Genomic DNA, 19,098 nt, shown 5'->3' with positions numbered 1-19,098 from the left:
TTCCCAGGGACGCTGGGCGCCACTTAGGTGGTTGAATTCTTGGCATCGCCTTGAATGCGATCGCTAAAATCTTCTATTGTTAGTTTTAGTCCCTCTTGCAGAGCAATGGTAGGTTCCCAATTTAACCAAGTTTTTGCTTTGGTAATATCAGGCTGGCGACGTCGGGGATCGTCTGAAGGTAGTGACTCGAACTTAATTTGCGCGTCCGGGTTGATCATGTTTTGCACAGCTTGCGCCAATTGTAAAATCGTGTATTCACCAGGATTACCTAGGTTTACTGGGCCAATGTACTCCCCATTCATGAGGCGGATGAATCCTTCCACCAAATCGGAAACGTAGCAGAAACTACGAGTTTGCGAACCATCGCCGTAAACGGTTAAAGGAGTACCCCGCAAGGCTTGAACTATAAAGTTGCTCACCACCCGACCATCGTTTTCTAACATTCTCGGCCCGTAAGTGTTGAAAATCCGAGCAACTCGAATATCAACTTTATTTTGCCTGTAGTAATCAAATGCTAGAGTCTCAGCAATTCTTTTACCTTCGTCGTAGCATGAACGTATGCCAATGGGATTAACGCTACCCCTATACTCTTCAGGTTGCGGATGAACTTCTGGATCTCCGTATACTTCGCTAGTTGAAGCCAAGAAAAACCTCGCTTTCACCCGTTTAGCCAGCCCCAACATATTCAGCGTTCCAATCACGTTAGTTTTAACGGTTTTAACTGGGTTGTACTGGTAATGTATCGGTGAAGCAGGACAAGCTAAATGATAAATTTGATCCACTTCTAACCGAATTGGTTCGGTAATATCGTGGCGGATCAGTTCAAAGTACGGATGACCTAACCATTTAAGGATGTTGCGTTTATGACCAGTGTAAAAATTATCCAAGCATATTAATTCATGCCCATCGCTCATTAATCGGTCGATGAGATGGGAACCAATAAACCCAGCACCGCCCGTCACCAAAATTCTCATAGTTTCCCAGTTACTTACAAATATTTTCAGTAGCGATCGCACTTACTTTTAGATTACCCAGCTTGGAGACAAAAATACAAAACGAAAAAAAATAACAAGGCTCAATCAAAAAGTGTTGTTGAACTTACTTATTTTTCTACGGATGTAGTTTTGTAATATTTTTACCTTTTTGCTTAACAATTTAATTAGCAAAATACCAAATTTAGTCTCAAAGTTGTCAGTCTTCCACCTAAAGTTCATCAAATCTTCAATAAAATAGAGTGTTTTTATGGTTAGTACACGCGATGTGCAACTTATTCTTAAAACCCCGATTCCATTCCTTTCCCTAAAAGGCTACGGTGTACACACAAGTTATCGAATTACCCAAAAATATTGAAAAACCTCACCCTGGTTCTGCTACGCAAAACCTGTCCCTCTCCTTAGTAAGGAGAGGGAAAGATTTACCCTTGGGTAATCTTGGGTGAGGTTTTGATGCCCTGAGCTACTTGCCGAAGTGCGGGCTACGCGATGCAGTCTAAATCCACTCAATCATACAGCAGATGTAATGCTGGTAATCGTGTTCGACATAACTACATTTGTGGTTTGAGTGCGTTGCGGTTCTCCAAGCATGACAATGGAGCAGTTGATTTGTCTGGCTAACTGGGTTGTGACATCGCTAATGGCGAACCCTCCAGGACTGGTACGATTACGTATAAAAGGTAAAACGACTAAATCATATAATCGTGCTGCTTGCAAAATTGCTTGAGCAACATTTTCATGAGCGATGATTTGAATTTCTGGGGTATTGGCCAAAGCTAATTTAGATACCAATAGGGAGAGATGCGATCGCCTCCAAGCAATTTTACTGGAACTAGTGCGGCGATCGCACACATTCAGCACCGTAATGTGGCTCTGATTTGCCTCTGCCAACATCTGGGCAAATAGCACAGGCTGTAATGTCGGTGCTGTTAAGTTTTCTACTGGTACTAAGATGCGCTGAATTTTTTTCGGTGATTCTACTAAACGTGTCACCGCGACTGGACAATGGGATGCCCAAAGCACACCATCAATCACATTCCCAAATAAACGCGCTCGTAATCCAGTCCGTTTACCCCAACCCATAACAATTAAATTAGCCTTTTGTTCACGAGCTGCTCTGCTAATTCCTTGAGCAAAAGCATCATCAATTCGCAGCATTGGTTCTGCGGCTACGCCCAATATTCGACTGTGTGCCGTGGCTTTGGTTAATAACCGCTCACTCCGTTGTAGAGACGTTTCTAACTGGGGTGCATCCATGTGAGCAGCAGCAGTAGCGATCGCCAGGGGTATAATTTTACCATGACACTGACGCGCTAATAATGCCGCCATTTCAATCAAATACTGCTCGGTCTGAGGATTATACACAGGTACGACTATAGTAAAAGCACTGTTTGTCTCTGATGCCTTCTGTTCAAGTAGAGGTGGTGTTGGATCTTCGGCTGGCGAGGAATTCAAACCAACAGCTATTCGACTGGTCATCAACGGCCCCAAAGTTGATGTGACAAGCATTAAGATAATCACACTGTGTAATACTTCTAGTGGCAGCAACCCAGCCCGATATCCCACTAAGGTTGCTGCTAACGTTGTACCAACCTGGGGAAGTGACAGCGACCACATCGTGAGCATTTCTTGCCACTTATAGCGGTAAACCAGTTTTGTGAACAAAGCTGCAATCAATTTACTGACAATCAAACCGACTATCATCAACAGTGTTAACTTCAGCGTGTCCAGGTTGTTCACAAAGGCGGGTAGATTGACCAGTAAGCCAAGGTGAACAAAGAAAATGGGAATGAACAGCACACTGCCAATAAATACCACCTTTTCTTTGACTGGGCCTTCACCCACAGCTTCATTCACCGCCAAACCCGCTAAAAAAGCACCAACAATTTTTTCTATCCCCATCAATTGAGCGCCTACAGCCGCCACAAACAGAGAAAGCAACACAAACAAAAACTTGTTTCCTTCGTCGTCTCCAGACCGCTTGAAAAATTCTTTGCCTGCCCAATCAAAACCTGTGACAACGGCAACTGAGTAAATAATTAACCAACCCGACAAGGTGAGTAGTTTAGCAAAGCTGAATGTTCCAGCATCAGCGACAGCTACACAAAGGGCTAAGATCAGCACTGCGCCAATATCTGTAAAAATCGTCGCTCCAATGGTGACGCTAACAGCTTTGTTGTTTACTACTCCCAAACGGCTGATTATCGGATATGCCAAAAGGGTATAGGAAGCGAATAAAGAGCCAATTAATATTGATATATTCCAGCCATAGCCTAAAATCAGCCCTACGAAGGTTCCCATCACTAGGGGTATACTGAAAGTCAAGCTAGCAAACCCAAAAGCACGACTTTTCTGGCGGCGGAACTGTTCTAGATCAACTTCTAGCCCGGCGACAAACAGCAAGTAAATTAACCCAATGTCTGATAGCAGGTTAATCATCGGCGAATCAGACTGAAGTAGATTCCAGCCTGAAGGCCCAAGTACTAGCCCTGAGAAAACCAAACCCACTAATCCTGGTAATCTTAGCCGCTCAAATATGATCGGTATAACTAAGATAACCACCAGCAAAATAGCAAAGGGAACAATTGGTTCCTTGCCAAGAACTTGGGAAGTTGGTTCCAGAACAAGAACTTGTGATATGAGTTCCATAGGTAGGAATTGAAGGGGCTATGGGAAAACTGCGATTACCTTGGGGCGATCGCCTGATTGATAAATCGAGAAGCCACCTGACGAACAATCAGAAATCTTAATTTACACTAACTAGGTAATTGTCTGAGAATTAACTATCTACGGGTGGATTTGACTCAGAATGAACCGCAAGCGATCGTAGTCGTCTTTAAGTAGCACACTCAAGTTACGTCCAGCTTTAATTAGCCATTCTCGGTCAGCTTTGCGTAACTGGTAGACATCTCGAATTGCAGCTGCGGTCAAAGACTCTATTGGCGCACCATTAATACAAAGCAGTGTCCGCAAAAAATCTAGTTCTTCAGTAAATTTAACGATCGCTTCTGGTTCGCAACGATAAACGGCTTGATGAATTTGTGGCGGACGGGGTGGTAGATACTGATATATTCTTTGGTTATAACCTTGATTCTGAGAAGACTGCTCAAATCCCACGATCGCAGCCCGGAATTCTGTTCTAAGCATGGCAAATATTTGGGGTTGTTCCTCCCGTAAGTCTTGCAAAGATAACCCCAAAGCTCTCGCCCGGTGTACGGAATCTATGGGCATAGTTGTGGCATAATACACTACAGCATAAATTTGATTGCCAGATTCTTCATCTACAGAACAAACCCAACTACCAAAGGGTGGCATCGAGGGAAAGCTCAAATCTTTTGGTTCCAAACACTGAGCTAAAAATTCCGTACTAGTAGTTTCAATCACCTCCGCAATGTGGTTGGGATGGCGATCGCCAGTAGCAAACTGTGGTAAGGGGAGGCGCATGGTAATTTAGTCATTAGTCATTGGTCATTAGTCATTAGTTTTTGTCAAATGACAACGGACAAATGACTAATGACTAATCTTATTTGGCTTTTTTACGTCCGGCGGTAGTTTCTACGAGTGACAATTCGCTCAGGCGGAAGGTAACTAATTTATCCCAGTTACCACCTTCAAATAATACGGCTACTTTGCCATCACTCACGCGTTGCACGAGTCCTTCATAGCGATAATAGGTATCTGCGGGATTCTTGACGCGAACAGTTGCTCCAGGCAGGATCATGTTTTTAGCCTCGCTTGTTTCCTTTCACTAGCTTAATACTTCTTATTAGTCATTGGTCATTGGTCATTGGTCATTTGCAAAGGACAAATGACGAATCAAACCGCAACGCGAGAGTCATTAGTCATTAGCTACTTAGTAAGAAAGTCCTTGAGTACCACACCCACTCTTTAACGCAATACGCTTGGGTTAAGGCTAAAACTCTTAGTCAAAGTCAATTAACGAACCGCAAAGGAGAGGCAGCGCGTTGCGGGGGTTCCCCCTGTTGTAGCGACTGCCGTCGCAAAGAAAGATAAGGAAGAAATGCTTAACTGAACTGTATTGCTCTTTAACGTGGTTTGAATTAGTCCGATGAAAGACAAAGTTTTTTTCGCCCACGTAAGCGTTGCGGGACAAGGTATGTACCAAAAACTCTTGTATCTTTGACTAATGACCAATGACTAATGACCAATGACTAATGACCAATGACTAATGACTAATGACTAATGACTAATGACCAATGACCAATGACCAATGACTAATGACCAATGACTTCAATAATACTTTTGTCTTTGTCGAAAATTTGCTACTGATTCTACTATTCCCAAGGAAATGAAGTTAGTCAGCATGGCAGAACGCCCATAACTCATCCAAGGAAGGGGAATTCCTGCCACAGGTGCCAAACCAACAGTCATGCCAACGTTCACAATCACCTGAAACATGATCATACAAAAAACGCCAATAGCCAACAAGGAGCCAAAGTTATCTTTGGCGGTTTGGGCAATATGCAGTAGACGCAAGCAAATTAAGGAGAAGACAAACAGTACTACCAAACAACCAATAAAACCGAATTCTTCCCCCACTGCGGAGAAAATAAAATCTGTATGCTGTTCCGGTACGAAATTCAGTTGCGTCATTGGCCCCTTGAACAAACCCCATCCCCAAATTTCACCAGCACCAATCGCAATGCGAGATTGAATTAGGTGATACCCAGCACCGAGGGGATCGTGATCGGGGTTTATGAATACAGTTAGCCGATTTTTTTGATAGTCTTTCAAAATATGGTTCCAGGCGAAAACTCCTAATTCGCCACCCAAGATATTCAGACTCCACGCACTAATAGCGCCAAAACCAAATCGATGCCAGGGGAGAGTTCGCCAGCCCACAATAGCCATCGCCACTGACCAAATTAGCCCTAATGCGCTAAAAGCTAATGGGCCAAAAGCTAATCCTTTAAATAAAACTATCGGCTCTGCTAAAGGCCAAGATATACTAAACAAAATGGCGGCAACCACCGGAGAAATCATCAGAATTAACCAGCCTGGGTTAGCATTTGCCCAGTAAAGCATTCCTAAAACGATCGCACCAAATACCAGTGATGTTGCTAAATCTGGCTGCAAAAATACTAATCCCCAAGGTATAGCAGTAATTGCCAGAATGCGGAAAACACCTTCGATGCTAGAAGCAGTGCGCCTGTGTAACAAAGCTGCTAAGGTGATGATCATGCCGACTTTGGCAAATTCTGAGGGTTGAACGTTAAAGCCGGCGATACTAATCCATCGCTGCGCCCCCTTAGCGCTAGTACCAGCAATCATCACAGCGATTAAGCTGAAGTTAGTCAGTGCATAAGTTACCCAGTGCCATTGCATCAGGAACTCGTAACGGGTGCGAGATAAAAACAGGGCTATAAGCACGCCGATAGCCGCTACCATCCAGTGCCACCACCAGTCAGTTACTGGCTGCTTCAGTTCCGTACTGAGGATCATGACGCCGCCAAAGATGCTGATAGCAATCGGCAAACAAAAAAGTAGCCAATCTACATCATGCCAGGGTTTAACCCAAGACTTCCAGCGAATTTTGGGGAGCGATCGTTTTAACAACATTGTGCCAGTTTAGACTTTAGCTTTTACATTTAATTATTGGGCATTGAGCATTGGGCATTGGGCATTGGGAAGAGACAAGGAAAAAACTTGTTCAATAATTCTCCCTCATCTCCCTCATCTCCCTCATCTCCCTCATCTCCCCCACTCCCCACTCCCCACTCCCCACTCCCCACTCCCTAATATTCCCAGGCTATAGCCCAGAAAGCAGATAGAAATTAAAATTAATTTATGTCAAGGCTGCAACTGATACTTTACCAGCAATGGTAAGAGCGATCGCTGTTAATGCTTTTGCCGAAGCTGAATCTGGCTCACCAACCACTATCGGCACACCACTATCACCACCAACTCGCGTAGAAATCTCTAGGGGTACGCACCCCAATAGTGGCACTCCCAATTCTGCGGCTGTTTTGGAGCCACCACCGGAACCAAAGATGTCATACTGCTTATCCGGCTGATCGGGGGGTATAAAATAACTCATATTTTCCACAATTCCCAATACCGGGACATTCATTTGTTGGAACATCCGCAATCCCTTGCGAGAATCTAACAGGGCTACAGTTTGCGGCGTGGTGACAATTACTGCCCCTGCCATCGACACTGCTTGGGTTAAAGTTAACTGAGCATCTCCGGTTCCTGGTGGCATATCTACAATCAGATAGTCCAGTTCTCCCCATTCAACTTGATAGAGAAACTGACGAATTACACCATTGAGCATAGGCCCCCGCCAAATTACTGGTTGATCTCGGTCAATCAAAAAGCCCATTGAAACTAATTTGACGCCGTGATTAAAAGCAGGTTCCAGGATGTCACCTGTTTTGGTTGAGCGCACAGTAATTTGGGCATCAGCTAGACCCAGCATGGTCGGGTCATTGGGGCCATAAATATCAGCATCTAGCAAGCCGACTTTCGCCCCAGTTTGAGCTAAAGCCACTGCTACATTCACCGCCACCGTACTTTTACCAACGCCACCTTTGCCACTGGAAACAGCAATGATATTTTTCACCCCAGAAATACCAGTGCGGTCAGGTAAACTTTTTTGTTGCGGTGTTTCTGCCGTCACTTCTATGCTGACATCTGTAACGCCTGGGAGTTTTTTGACAGCTTTCTGACAGTCTTCAACGATAAATTCACGTAAAGGACAGGCAGGAGTGGTCAAGACCAAAGTAAAACTAACCTTACCATCGTCAATTTTCACGTTGCGAATCATATTCAGTTCTACCAGACTTTTGCGGAGTTCTGGGTCTTCCACTGGTCGCAACACTTCTAAGACAGAGCGGGAGTTGAGGACATCGTACATAAAAATTTAAAATTCAAAATTGAAAATGAAGAAATACACTCGTGGCGAACATCTTAGCTATTAACTGGATGCTTTCTTAAGCAAGGTCAGGTTAGTGTTTTCACTGTGACTGCCGTAATAAAACTTAGCAAATTGCATTATCACCTAATAGAATCTTAACTTTCTTTAGGCATTGGGCATTGGTTATTTCTACCCCCTACCTCCCTCATGCCCCACTCCCCACTCCCTACTCCCCCTGATCTAAAAATCAAAACAACTATCATTAAGGGATTTTTTCTTACCAGATACCGTTGGCAATGCCGTCTTTTCTACTGCCTCTACTAAAGACCGTGCTACGCGGTCTGCATAAGGACGGGATAAAGACCAAATCAGGGGCGATAACCAACCCCGTAGCGTTACAGAATAAAAAAGACAAGTACCACAAACCGTTGACTCTACTTGATAAGTCACACGTTCCTCTATCCCAGGAATCGCCAGCACTCGGATACTTAGCATCTCTCTAGGATTGACGCGTTCCACAAAAATCCGAATGGGAATCGGCGAAAAACGTGTTACAGCTTGAAAAATCAATCCTGGTTTGGGTACTAATCCGTATGGGACATTAGTACTCTTAAGTAGTGGATGCCAGGAAACATCTGTTAAATCAGCGACTTTTTGCCACAGTTCATCTACAGAAGCAGAACTAATCTCTCGATATGTCCGCACCAGAGAAGCGCAAAACCGACGACGTTTGCGGTGGATGAATTTGGATAACCAACCTTGCATTTTCCTAATCCTCCTCCCTAGACACTTTCTGGTAACTCTGGTATGGTGGCCAACTATGCTCAACCCCTAAATTAAAACTTTCTCGAAATACCCTAAACATCGCAAGCCTCGATTCCGCACAGACGCCAAGAGCCAACATAGCAATATGGCAAAGAAGTTTTGAGCAAGGGAGTCAAACCCTTGATACTTCAAGGTTACGACTAAAGTCTAGTATTTATACCAAAATATTCCAATTAAAAATAAAATTTCAAAAAAAACTCAGTCAATATACAAGCGTATACGCATTTGAGGGAAAATAACTCTAGTGATGCCCATCAATCGTATAAATGCTTAACCAGTAAGAAAAAAGCGGGTTGGGCAAATAGAGCTTGATTGTTGGCGCGTGTTTCCCCCAAATTTTAAGATAAGAAATTTGTGGCTTTCTGGAATTTGTAATTTAGGTTCGGGAATCTATGTTGACCAACTCGCAAACACCAACTGTAGCAGCAGAATCATCCAAGTCTTTGCCAGCAACTGACGCTCAGACTAGAGTCAGTCAGTTTATGAAACAGCTGCAAGACGAAATTACCGAATCATTGGCAAAACTAGATGGTGTGGCTAAGTTTCTCGAAGATAGTTGGGAACGCCCAGAAGGAGGCGGAGGGCGATCGCGCGTGCTACGTGATGGTGCAATATTTGAACAAGCAGGTGTAAATTTTTCTGAAGTTTCGGGTGATCATTTACCACCCTCAATTTTAGCCCAACGCCCGGAAGCAGAGGGGCATGGCTTTTATGCCACGGGCACTTCAATGGTGTTACATCCTCAAAATCCTTATGTGCCAACAGTTCATCTAAATTATCGCTACTTTGAAGCGGGGCCAGTGTGGTGGTTTGGTGGTGGTATTGACTTGACACCTTATTACCCCTTTGCTGAAGATGCGGCACATTTACACAAAACATTAAAACAGGCTTGTGACCAACACCACCCAGAGTATTACCCAGTGTTTAAGCGGTGGTGTGATGAATATTTTTACCTCAAACATCGTGATGAGACACGGGGTGTCGGTGGTCTATTTTTTGATTACCAAGATGGTGAGGGTGCTTTATATCGCGGGCCAAATCCCAATGGGGAAGCGGCTATTTATAGCAACCAGGTGGGAACACCAGCAACCCGCAATTGGGAAGATTTGTTTGCCTTTGTGCAAGGCTGTGGCAAAGCATTTTTACCAGCCTACGTACCAATTGTAGAACGGCGACATGGGATAGAGTATGGCGATCGCCAACGGAATTTTCAACTCTACCGCCGGGGACGGTATGTAGAATTTAACTTGGTTTATGACCGAGGCACCATTTTTGGTCTACAAACCAACGGACGCACCGAATCAATTCTCATGTCCCTACCTCCCTTAGTGCGTTGGGAATACGGCTATCAGCCAGAACCCAATTCCCCTGAAGCTGAGTTATATGAAACCTTCCTCAAGCCCCAAGATTGGATCAACTGGACACCACCTCAATAGTGCTGAGTGCTGAGTTTGGAGTTTGGAGTTTGGAGAGACGCGATTAATCGCGTCTGTACAGGAGTTTGGAGTTTGGAGAGACGCGATTAATCGCGTCTGTACAGGAGTTTGGAGTTATTTCTCCCTCATCTTCCTCATCTCCCTCATCTCCCCCACTCCCCACTCCCCACTCCCCATTAAAAATTGCTACTCAGCACTATTTTGGTGAGTTAAACTACTAAAGGTAAGCACTTAACAGAAAAAGGTGACAATTTTAGCTATAGCTTGTTAATCTCAAGTGACAGCATTAGAAAATTCTGTAACTAGTTAATCTGAAAAGGAATGCCACGGGGAGGGCTTTAGTGATTCATATAGACCAAAAAAGTTACACAACCCAAGACGGAAACACCGTTATTGTCCTGACACCAGCAGGTCGCCTAGATATCACCACTGCTTGGCAATTTCGCCTGAAGTTACAAGAGTGTATTTCCAAACTCAGCCGCCATGTAGTTGTAAATCTGGCTCTGGTAAATTTTATTGATAGTTCCGGTCTTACCTCTTTGGTAGCTGGGATGCGTGATGCTGATAAAGTCAAGGGCAGTTTCCGCATCTCGAATGTACATCCAGAAGCCAAGCTTGTGTTTGAAGTGACGATGATGGATACTGTCTTTGAAATCTTTGAAACAGAAGAGGAAGCTTTAGAAGGTGTGCCTCGTAGCATTGCCAGCTAAGAAACAAGTTAGGAGTTAAGAGTGAGGAATGAGGAGTTAATTCAAAACTTATAACTTATGACTCATATCTTTATCTTATTGAATACTGATTTCGCTTGGTGTAACGATAAGGCCCCATAATCGCTCCCCAAGTTGCTTTTTTAGTTGCGGGATCAATTCCTTTGTCGTAGCTGTGAAATTCTGCCGCAGTAGCTTCAAATCCCAAGGAAACATAGACGCTATTACCAAGATAAGTAAAGCTGCAACGAGTCTCTGGTGGTGGGGTAGCGGTAAACTGATAGCGATCGCCAGCTAGTGTTTCCTGGGTAACTGTTAGGATACAACCTGGTAGTAAATCTAATTGTTCGGGTGTCAGTGTGTTCAGTAGAGCAGGGTTATGACCTGCGCCTCTTAATGCACCTGGATCTTGAGGCATATAGTATTGTACTTCCAGAGAAGCATCAGAGTTGCTGCCCTGACGCAACCGGATAATTCGCTGGCGGTAAGGTTGATCTAGGCTAATAACGCTAGCCTGTTCGGCAAACAAGGTGATGCTATCTTCTGTGAACAGATTAACTGGTCTTTGCCACAGCCGGAGATGGACATACCAAACTGGATCTGCGATCGCTTGTTCCCGATTATCAAATTCACCAGCTAAATACTCACCTAAAGCAATTAACTGTGGCGAGAAGTTCATAAATACGATAAACGAATCATTAAGGATAATAATTTTTGGCTAGTTTTTTAGCGTAAAGGGTCTTATCCCCCGTGCCTAGAAGCTTATAAAGTACTTCTGATTTGTCTATATTGTAAATGAAACCGTCACCAGCTAAAAGCTCAACTTGGCAAAGTAGCCTTTAAGCGAGAAAATAAAGATACGTCGCCCTTAACATTTTGTTTTTCTTTGTGAATAACGTCCGTACTGTCTCTGATACAAAACGAACTTTCTACAATCTTCACACCCGTCCGATCAACACTATTTATCGTCGGGTAGTAGAAGAATTGATGGTGGAAATGCATCTACTGTCAGTAAATATCGATTTTAGCTACAATCCAATTTATGCCTTGGGTGTCGTCACTACCTTTGACCGCTTCATGGAAGGCTATCAACCAGAACGTGATCAAGAATCAATTTTTAACGCCCTATGTCGGGCTATAGAACGAGATCCGCAACACTATCAACAGGATGCCCAAAGATTGCAAACTGTAGCTAAAGGTTTACCAGTTAAAGATTTAATTGCATGGCTAGGTCAAACTACTCACTTAGATCGAGATGCTGACCTGCAAGGGCATTTGCAAGCGATCGCCAACAATCCTAACTTTAAATACAACCGTTTGTTTGCAATTGGTGTATTTTCGTTATTAGAACTGTCAGATCCCGAATTAGTCAAAGATGAAAAACAACTCACTGAGGCGCTGAAAGCGATCGCTGCTGGCTTGCACCTCTCCGATGACAAACTCAACAAGGATTTGGAGCTATACCGTTCTAACCTAGACAAGATGGCGCAAGCGCTGGTGGTGATGGCAGATATGCTCTCAGCCGATCGCAAAAAACGTGAGCAACGTAAACAACAATCAACTACCCCAGTTGCTCCCCCAAGTTCCAATGAATAATTAGGAGTTATTGAATTTTAGATTTTAGATTTTTACTTCAATCCAAAATCCAAAATTCAATTGTGCAAGGCTCTGGTTTTTCTGCTTCTGCTACTGGTAACGTGCCTTCTTTGTAATGCCATTGAGTCAACCTAATTTTGACAACATGACACGCCATGAATTACTGACTTATGTGCGATCGCACCCCAATGATACCGAAGCATTTCACAGATACATGGATTTATTGCAAACTGTACCGGGACGCATAGCAGTAACCACCCCGGAAGAACTGGAAGCCGAGATGCGAAAGCGAATAGGTAGAGCATAGCAATTTGAAAGCGATCGCACTGACTAAAAGTGCGATCGCCGTTCAGAACCTTGAAAACTAAATATATGCAGCAAACGACCAGCTACAGAGGATGCGAATAATTAACAAATAGGTAATCAGTTGACTAATCAGCCAGACAGACTAGATCGAATAGAAGCAGCGTTAGATAGGCAGTTGCAAGTAAATGCTGATCTGAGGGTAACAGCTGAGGCTTTGCTGCAAACTGTTCAAATTCATCAACAAAACTTTGAGGTAATAGTTGGTGAGATTAGACAGATGCAATCTGACATCCGAGGACTGCAAACTGAAAACCGCCGTATTTGGGAGCGATTAGAACGGCAAGATCAACAGTAAAAAACCAAGAACTGCTGCAATTGATTAGGAATTTTCCATAGTGGGGAGCGATCGCACTGACTAAAAGTGCGATCGCTGTTCAGAACCTTGAAAACTAAATACCGCTAAAAAGCAGGTAACAGCATGAGCGCGATGCCTACGGCGGGCTACGCCTACGCGTCAAATACTTCTACGGTTTGGGCATTGATCTAACTGAGGGTTAACAAGTGCATTTACCTTGTCAGTAAGCTCATTTAATTTATTGCAGCCCATTAACGTAGTGCGTTTTGACCAACGCATTAAGAGAATTTTTGTGCTGGTCGGCGAGACAAAGGAGGTAAAAATTTGAAGCCAACTCCGCAGCAACTTGAGCAGTTGTATCGGCTGAGTTACATACTGACAAATCAAATGCTTAAGCCAATAACCCTAGTCAGGATGGATGAGAGAGATAGCAGTTTGGCAATGTTGGCAGGTGACGAAATCGATATAACTATTAGTAAGGAAGGAAAAGTAGGCTATGACCAAACCGAATTTTAAGGCAATGAGTAAAGCCGAGTTACGGGCTTATGTTTTAAAAAATCCAAATGACAACGAAGCTTTTTACGAGTTGTCAGACAGGATTAAGGCAAATGCAAAGTTTGTAACGGTTGAAGAGCTTGAGGAAATTTTCAAGCAAAAAAGTCAACAATAACCTTTGTGACTCCAAATCCTTGAGAAAGCGCTGTGCTACTAACACAGCGCTTTTATTTTGTTACAAATTGTTCACTTCACAAAAATATCATGAACACAATTAACCTACCCAACAGTTAGGCACCACCTTTGTATTGCGTTTCAAAATCCAAAATTGGCAGAGTTTGGAATTACTAATAACTCATCACTCCTAACTCCTAACTCTTAGCTTTACACGCCCAACAACTTGTAGATTAAGCTGTTAATTATAGTCAGCGCCAATGCCCCGATAACAGCACTCCAAATCCCGTAACGCAAGCGAAAGCCGTCTACTAACCAAGCAGCAATACTAAAACAAACCACGGCAATCATAAATGTGAAAATACTGGATAATAAGTCCAATGTGAGTAAATTTGGTACTGCAAAAACGAGGCTTAAAATCGGTCTGACTATTGCCGTCACGATACCAAGCACTGCGGCAGAAAGGAAGGCTTTACCTGGAGTATCAATTTCGACTCCCAGAGGCAATTTGCTAATTATCAACAGGCTGATACCTGTTGCTACCCAAACAATTAAAAGCGTCACGATATTCATGCCACAACCCCTGAAACGTGAATGGCAATTGGTGATAAATTACTTTAGTTTATCGGTGGAAAAATCTTTAAAGCTCAACCAATTATCTATAAATTAGCAGGAAATTTTTCTCTAACCGAATTTTATTTTAGATATCTTTAGGATTGGGAAAGAGCTTGAAGGGGAGTCGGGAGATGAGGGGATGAGGGAGATGAGGGAGATGAGGGAGATGAGGGAGATGAGGGAGATGAGGGAGATGAGGGGGCAGGCGGAAAATTCCTCTCCTCTGCACCCTTCCCCATGCCCAATGCCCCATGCCCTATCTCATCTTTTAAGAGTAGGTTGGGTTTGTTTGGGTGCTACAGGCGCTAGAGATGCTGGTGGTTTGGAAATACCAGGATTGACCGGACTGATGCTTTGTCCAGTTGGAGGCTGACTGACGCTAGGTAAGGGTATGGAATTATTAGGTGCTAAGGGAAAATTAGGGGTAAGATTCCCTTCGGGATTGATACCTGGAAGTGGTGCTGCACCAGGATTGATTGGGAATGACGGAACAGTAGGTTGGTTGAGTGAGTTTGTGGGTGGTTGAGATGGGCCAGGAATAATTCCCAAAGACACGCGATCGCCTCCTACTTGCCGCAGCAAGTCCAATGTCTCAATCACATCATTGTAAGTTGCTGTCCGCGAAGCATTCAGCACCACAATGGCACTGGGATTTTGTTGGAGATACTGTTTTAACCTCTCTCGCAAATCCTCCCGTTTTACAGGCTGTTTTTCTATGTAAGTATTGCCAACGGCATCAATAGTTACAATCAAACTTCCACTTTGTGAGGTTATCCCAGATACTGAACTGGAGCTGGCTTTAGGCAAATCAACATTTATTGCTTGTTGCCGCGTAAATTGCAAAGCTGCTAACAAAAAAAACGTCAGGATACAAAAAATTACATCAATTAAAGGAATGATTTGAACTTGGACTTCTTCAATTGGAGTATGTAGATTAACTTTCATTGTCTCACTCTAACGTCTAGTTCGCGGGTTGAATTCTTGACTATTGCTCAGGTGAATTTGGAGGTTCAGGGGGTTCAGAAAGCCTAGTCTTTCCTGGTTTGCGTGGTGGAGTAAAATTATCCCGCACAATTGCTGATGTTCTATTACTAAAATCAGGTGGAGACTGACGGTAGAGCAATTCCATCTCATTCCCTGCCTTCCGAAAAACTTTGACTTGGTTGACTACAAAACTTTGAAATAGGCGGTAAAATGCCAAACTAATAATGGCAACTATTAGCCCAGTTGCCGTAGCAATCAGTGATTCACCAATACCAGTAGTCACCCCAGCTGTAGATTCAGTTCCCAAATCGCCAATCCGAATTGATCGCAAAGCGCGGATCAAACCCAAAACCGTACCCAACAATCCCAGCAGTGGCGCGAGGGCAATTACGGCTTCTAAAAGTTTTTCGCCCCGCCGCATTCCAGCTAATTCATCTTCTGCCGTAGCTTCCAGTGCTAGTCGAAAGGTTTCCGCATCATTTTTTGTTAAGCGTAGAGGGGCATAGAGAAAACGACCGACAGGCTGATGGCTTGCCCTGCTTGCAATGTCCGCAGCTACTTCCCAATTATCCTGGGCAGCATCCAGGATGCGATCGACTATTTGCTTTTCCTGAGTCAAAATTCGCAACCAGAACCACAAACGTTCAAAAATCACACTCAAAGACAGAATCGAGAGAACTAGCAAAGGCCACATCGCTGGCCCGCCTTTATAAAATAAATCTAAAATATCCACTGTTTAAGTTTCCTCCCTCCATGACTAGAGCAAATATGCTAAAGCATTTTAATTTTAGAGATTAATCCAAAATGAGGGACTTCTAAAATATAAATTTCTCGAAAACCTAAAAAGACCGTATAAGCATGGCGTATTTGACTTAGACTGCTGTAGAAACTTGCTGCTGCGTAGGCAATTGAATGATAAACTCACTTCCTTCACCAAGAGTAGAAAAACATTCCAATTTGCCACCATGTTTTTCGGTGATAATTTGATAGCTGATTGCCATGCCCATGCCGGTTCCTTTGCCTACAGGTTTGGTGGTGAAGAAAGGATTGAAGATCCGATTTTTAACCTCTTCTGGCATTCCCCCGGCATTATCAGCGATGCCTTCTCTAGGAGACGCTACGCGAACGGCGGGCTTTGCCAACGCTATTTCCACCAACTGCGAATTGTTGATTGAGGTGCGGATGCTAATCTGGCTAGGATTTGCCTCTATTTCCTGATAGCTGCGATTGGCGTTTACTTCATCTAAAGCATCGATCGCATTCGCCAGAACATTCATCAAGACTTGATTCAGTTGTCCGGGATAGCATTCTACTTTGGGCAACTTGCCATAATCTCGAATCACTACAATTGCTGGACGTTCTGGTTTGTCTTTCAGACGGTATTGCAAAATCAACAGCGTACTTTCAATTCCTTCATGAAGGTCAACTGCTTTGAATTCTGCTTCATCCATACGAGAAAAGTTCCGCAGTGATAGCACAATGTTCCGAATCCGGTCAGTCCCCATTTTCATAGAAGCTAGCATCTTCTGTAAATCCTCGATTAGGAACTCCAGATCGATTTCTTCAGCTAGCGCTTGCACCTCTGGATCATTGTTGGGATGACGTTGTTGGTAAAGGTGGATCATCCTGAGCAAATCTTGAGTGTATTCGTTTAGGTAAGTAATATTGCCGTGGATAAAGTTCACCGGGTTGTTGATTTCATGTGCCACACCTGCCACCAGTTGACCTAGACTAGACATCTTTTCACTTTGAAGCATTTGTACTTGAGAGTGGTGCAATTCACTCAAGGCGGTTTTGAGTTCGGTGGTGCGTTCTTCTACCCTGTCTTCTAACTCTGCCTTACTGTTTTCTAACGCTGTAAAAGATTCGCGCAATTGCCCTGCCATGTGATTAAAGGAGTGGGCAAGTACATTGAGTTCTTGGATGTTTTTGATATCTAAAGTTTGGTCTAAATTGCCTGATGCCATTGCCTGACTTGCTCGGTTTATTTGCAGAATCGGCTGTGTAATCCAGTGGGAGGTTAAATAACCCATGAGGGTTGCCACAGCCAATGCTCCCAGACAGAGCAAAATGGTAGTGCGGGTGTTGGCGTTGATTTGTCCCATAAAAGCGTGTTCCGGCACACTCACCACTACTAGCCAATCCAGTCCATATTGGTCACGCCAGGGGGTGACATTGACAAAATTTGCTTCTCCTTGCCAATTCAGTCGCAGTTTTTTGGATTCGGTGATGGACTCAAAACCATTGAAGGTTCGCTGAATTTGTTTAGCAATCGACTGAACTGAAGGATCAGGACTGTCGGTGGCTTTTATTCGTCGAATCTCTTCCTTGACCAGGGCAAAAGGCTGCTGTGTGCTAGAGTTCGCTATCAGCATCCCATTCCGCTCCAGAATGAAAACCTGTCCAGAGTGGCTAACATCTAAACCCCGTAAAAACTCACTCAATTTTAATAAATGGATATCCGCTGCAACCATCCCCAGTAATCGATTCTGCGCGTCATAAATGGGACGACCAGCTGAAGCAGAGATGTATGGATGATTGGGATAATTCCAGGTGAAAATCCGCGACCAGATAGGTTTGCCAGCTTTTATAGGTTCGGTGTACCAAGTTAAGTTGAAATTGTTCCAATCAACAATAGTATTGACATGGGTGCGATCGCCTTGGTCATCTGTGGCGTAGTTATAGGAATTTTTTGGAGGTTTGGCACTCCAATCATCAATCGTCACAGTTTTGCCATCGTAACGGGCGGCTCCTGCACCCTCACCTGTGGTCAGTCCGATGCCGATGTAGGTCAGGTCATAAGCCTGCATTTGTTTCCAGAAATATTTTCCCACAGTTTTGCGATGCCTACGGCCGGCTGCGCCTACGCGCACATCTAATAACCCCATCTGAATAGCATCAGCATTAATCTGGCTCACTTTTTGGGGAATAGATAGATAAGAATTTAAATGTTGATCTACTATATTGCTAGTTCGATCCATCAACTGGTCTGCTAACTCGTTGACAGCTTTCTGTCCATTCTTAAATGACAAATAACCTACTAAACCCACCGCTCCAAATATTTGTAAGACAAAGGGAATAATTAGAACCATCTGTAGGGGGATTTTAGATATGCTAAAGTGATGCTTCTTCATCGGTAGGTTTCATCCTGCGTTAGTGCTTCGCCTTTTTAAAAGCAGATAAATTTACACTAAAGAGGCGAAACTTTAGACTTATATAATTAGGATTCCCTTCTAAAATAGACAATCAACATCGATACAATTTATTCTTGTGCAGAATCACAGAGTAGGTATTTGGTGACAGATTACGAGTAGCGTCTTCCAGACTAACTAGGGCGGTTATTCCCACCGGAAGTTTTTAGGATAATTTGTCAAAATTAAAGATAACTGGAGGTTCAAAATATGAAATTTTCAATCCAATCACTTTACACTTGGTATCGCAATTTGCTTCGTAACCCCAAGTACCGTTGGTGGGTAATTTTAGGAACGTTAGTCTATTTGGTCAGCCCAATTGATATTGCCCCAGATTTTATACCTGTTGTGGGACAGATTGATGATGTTTTCCTTTTGACCCTGCTAGTTAGTGAGGTATCCGGGCTAGTAATTGAAGGCTGGAAAGCTCGTAAGGGTGATGTGGGTTCTGAAGTACCTAATAGTACTGAGGGTTCTACCTCCACTGGAAGCACCATTGATGTTGATGCTGTTTCTGTTAAGTAAATTTTTAAGGCAAAGGAACG

24 protein-coding genes are annotated in these 19,098 nt (G+C 43.6%); 11 read left to right on the top strand and 13 right to left on the bottom strand.

Going from position 1 to position 19,098, the window contains the following annotated elements; genetic code table 11:
- Nucleotides 1–23 precede the first annotated feature (23 nt).
- From V7K27_RS15180 to rodA, 5 genes are all read right to left on the bottom strand, one after another.
- On the bottom strand, nucleotides 24–974 hold the full coding sequence (locus V7K27_RS15180) for a UDP-glucuronic acid decarboxylase family protein (RefSeq protein WP_334948515.1): 951 nt from the start codon (nucleotides 972–974) through the stop codon (nucleotides 24–26).
- Nucleotides 975–1,502: 528 nt separating this feature from the next.
- Entirely contained in the window at nucleotides 1,503–3,641 is a 2,139-nt protein-coding gene (locus tag V7K27_RS15175; RefSeq protein WP_334948513.1) for a cation:proton antiporter domain-containing protein, read from the bottom strand.
- 138 nt (nucleotides 3,642–3,779) lie between these two features.
- The gene (locus tag V7K27_RS15170) at nucleotides 3,780–4,436 is read right to left on the bottom strand and encodes an HAS-barrel domain-containing protein (RefSeq protein WP_334948511.1); all 657 of its coding nucleotides are present in this window, start codon (nucleotides 4,434–4,436) and stop codon (nucleotides 3,780–3,782) included.
- A 79-nt stretch (nucleotides 4,437–4,515) separates the two neighbouring features.
- Nucleotides 4,516–4,713, bottom strand: coding sequence for an NAD(P)H dehydrogenase subunit NdhS (locus V7K27_RS15165; RefSeq protein ID WP_334948509.1), 198 nt, complete (start codon nucleotides 4,711–4,713; stop codon nucleotides 4,516–4,518).
- A 530-nt stretch (nucleotides 4,714–5,243) separates the two neighbouring features.
- Nucleotides 5,244–6,572, bottom strand: a complete 1,329-nt coding sequence (gene rodA / locus V7K27_RS15160; protein WP_334948507.1) for a rod shape-determining protein RodA — start codon at nucleotides 6,570–6,572, stop codon at nucleotides 5,244–5,246.
- Nucleotides 6,573–6,608: 36 nt separating this feature from the next.
- On the opposite strand from rodA, the gene V7K27_RS15155 reads away from it, so the two are divergent.
- On the top strand, nucleotides 6,609–6,752 hold the full coding sequence (locus V7K27_RS15155) for a hypothetical protein (protein WP_334948505.1): 144 nt from the start codon (nucleotides 6,609–6,611) through the stop codon (nucleotides 6,750–6,752).
- A 46-nt stretch (nucleotides 6,753–6,798) separates the two neighbouring features.
- Here the strand turns inward: V7K27_RS15155 and V7K27_RS15150 are convergent, their stop codons facing one another.
- Nucleotides 6,799–7,869, bottom strand: a complete 1,071-nt coding sequence (locus tag V7K27_RS15150) for an Mrp/NBP35 family ATP-binding protein (protein WP_334948503.1) — start codon at nucleotides 7,867–7,869, stop codon at nucleotides 6,799–6,801.
- A 240-nt stretch (nucleotides 7,870–8,109) separates the two neighbouring features.
- Nucleotides 8,110–8,634 carry an SRPBCC family protein gene (locus V7K27_RS15145; RefSeq protein ID WP_334948501.1) on the bottom strand — a complete coding sequence of 175 codons (525 nt, stop codon included), beginning with the start codon at nucleotides 8,632–8,634 and terminating at the stop codon, nucleotides 8,110–8,112.
- A gap of 452 nt (nucleotides 8,635–9,086) precedes the next feature.
- Here V7K27_RS15145 and hemF point away from each other — a divergent pair, with 452 nt between their 5' ends.
- The 3 genes from hemF to V7K27_RS15130 all read left to right on the top strand — a co-directional run bounded on the left by hemF (nucleotide 9,087) and on the right by V7K27_RS15130 (nucleotide 10,840).
- Nucleotides 9,087–10,130 carry an oxygen-dependent coproporphyrinogen oxidase gene (gene hemF, locus V7K27_RS15140; RefSeq protein ID WP_334948498.1) on the top strand — a complete coding sequence of 348 codons (1,044 nt, stop codon included), beginning with the start codon at nucleotides 9,087–9,089 and terminating at the stop codon, nucleotides 10,128–10,130.
- 65 nt (nucleotides 10,131–10,195) lie between these two features.
- Entirely contained in the window at nucleotides 10,196–10,351 is a 156-nt protein-coding gene (locus V7K27_RS15135) for a hypothetical protein (protein WP_334948496.1), read from the top strand.
- A gap of 120 nt (nucleotides 10,352–10,471) precedes the next feature.
- Nucleotides 10,472–10,840 carry an STAS domain-containing protein gene (locus tag V7K27_RS15130; RefSeq protein WP_292830645.1) on the top strand — a complete coding sequence of 123 codons (369 nt, stop codon included), beginning with the start codon at nucleotides 10,472–10,474 and terminating at the stop codon, nucleotides 10,838–10,840.
- 70 nt (nucleotides 10,841–10,910) lie between these two features.
- Here the strand turns inward: V7K27_RS15130 and V7K27_RS15125 are convergent, their stop codons facing one another.
- Nucleotides 10,911–11,516, bottom strand: a complete 606-nt coding sequence (locus tag V7K27_RS15125) for a chromophore lyase CpcT/CpeT (protein WP_334948494.1) — start codon at nucleotides 11,514–11,516, stop codon at nucleotides 10,911–10,913.
- Nucleotides 11,517–11,725: 209 nt separating this feature from the next.
- Here V7K27_RS15125 and psb29 point away from each other — a divergent pair, with 209 nt between their 5' ends.
- From psb29 to V7K27_RS15100, 6 genes are all read left to right on the top strand, one after another.
- Nucleotides 11,726–12,433, top strand: a complete 708-nt coding sequence (gene psb29, locus V7K27_RS15120) for a photosystem II biogenesis protein Psp29 (RefSeq protein ID WP_334948492.1) — start codon at nucleotides 11,726–11,728, stop codon at nucleotides 12,431–12,433.
- A 115-nt stretch (nucleotides 12,434–12,548) separates the two neighbouring features.
- Complete coding sequence (locus V7K27_RS15115) at nucleotides 12,549–12,740, top strand: DUF6887 family protein (RefSeq protein ID WP_334948490.1); 192 nt, start codon at nucleotides 12,549–12,551, stop codon at nucleotides 12,738–12,740.
- 120 nt (nucleotides 12,741–12,860) lie between these two features.
- Entirely contained in the window at nucleotides 12,861–13,094 is a 234-nt protein-coding gene (locus V7K27_RS15110) for a hypothetical protein (protein WP_334948488.1), read from the top strand.
- Nucleotides 13,095–13,353: 259 nt separating this feature from the next.
- Complete coding sequence (locus V7K27_RS36505) at nucleotides 13,354–13,422, top strand: hypothetical protein (RefSeq protein ID WP_442947621.1); 69 nt, start codon at nucleotides 13,354–13,356, stop codon at nucleotides 13,420–13,422.
- Nucleotides 13,419–13,610, top strand: a complete 192-nt coding sequence (locus V7K27_RS15105; RefSeq protein WP_334948486.1) for a DUF6888 family protein — start codon at nucleotides 13,419–13,421, stop codon at nucleotides 13,608–13,610. Before V7K27_RS36505 ends, V7K27_RS15105 begins: the two co-directional genes overlap by 4 nt.
- Entirely contained in the window at nucleotides 13,591–13,764 is a 174-nt protein-coding gene (locus V7K27_RS15100) for a DUF6887 family protein (RefSeq protein WP_334948484.1), read from the top strand. The genes V7K27_RS15105 and V7K27_RS15100 overlap by 20 nt, the downstream gene beginning before the upstream one ends.
- Before the next feature lie 209 nt (nucleotides 13,765–13,973).
- On the opposite strand, the gene V7K27_RS15095 is transcribed toward V7K27_RS15100, so the two are convergent.
- The 5 genes from V7K27_RS15095 to V7K27_RS15075 all read right to left on the bottom strand — a co-directional run bounded on the left by V7K27_RS15095 (nucleotide 13,974) and on the right by V7K27_RS15075 (nucleotide 18,496).
- A complete protein-coding gene (locus tag V7K27_RS15095; RefSeq protein WP_334948482.1) occupies nucleotides 13,974–14,336 on the bottom strand; it encodes a phage holin family protein in 363 nt (120 codons plus the stop codon).
- A gap of 137 nt (nucleotides 14,337–14,473) precedes the next feature.
- Nucleotides 14,474–14,617: a hypothetical protein gene (locus V7K27_RS15090; protein ID WP_334948480.1), complete on the bottom strand. Its 144-nt coding sequence runs from the start codon at nucleotides 14,615–14,617 to the stop codon at nucleotides 14,474–14,476.
- A gap of 22 nt (nucleotides 14,618–14,639) precedes the next feature.
- Entirely contained in the window at nucleotides 14,640–15,323 is a 684-nt protein-coding gene (locus tag V7K27_RS15085) for an ExbD/TolR family protein (RefSeq protein WP_334948478.1), read from the bottom strand.
- A 40-nt stretch (nucleotides 15,324–15,363) separates the two neighbouring features.
- Nucleotides 15,364–16,095: a MotA/TolQ/ExbB proton channel family protein gene (locus tag V7K27_RS15080; protein ID WP_334948476.1), complete on the bottom strand. Its 732-nt coding sequence runs from the start codon at nucleotides 16,093–16,095 to the stop codon at nucleotides 15,364–15,366.
- A 139-nt stretch (nucleotides 16,096–16,234) separates the two neighbouring features.
- Nucleotides 16,235–18,496, bottom strand: a complete 2,262-nt coding sequence (locus V7K27_RS15075; RefSeq protein ID WP_334948474.1) for an ATP-binding protein — start codon at nucleotides 18,494–18,496, stop codon at nucleotides 16,235–16,237.
- Nucleotides 18,497–18,763: 267 nt separating this feature from the next.
- Between V7K27_RS15075 and V7K27_RS15070 the strand changes: the two genes are divergently transcribed.
- Complete coding sequence (locus tag V7K27_RS15070) at nucleotides 18,764–19,078, top strand: YkvA family protein (RefSeq protein ID WP_334948472.1); 315 nt, start codon at nucleotides 18,764–18,766, stop codon at nucleotides 19,076–19,078.
- The last annotated feature ends 20 nt before the right edge of the window (nucleotides 19,079–19,098 follow it).

It is taken from the genome of Nostoc sp., assembly GCF_036919575.1.
Lineage (GTDB): Bacteria > Cyanobacteriota > Cyanobacteriia > Cyanobacteriales > Nostocaceae > Nostoc.
This window is presented reverse-complemented; position numbering and strand designations above follow the sequence as displayed.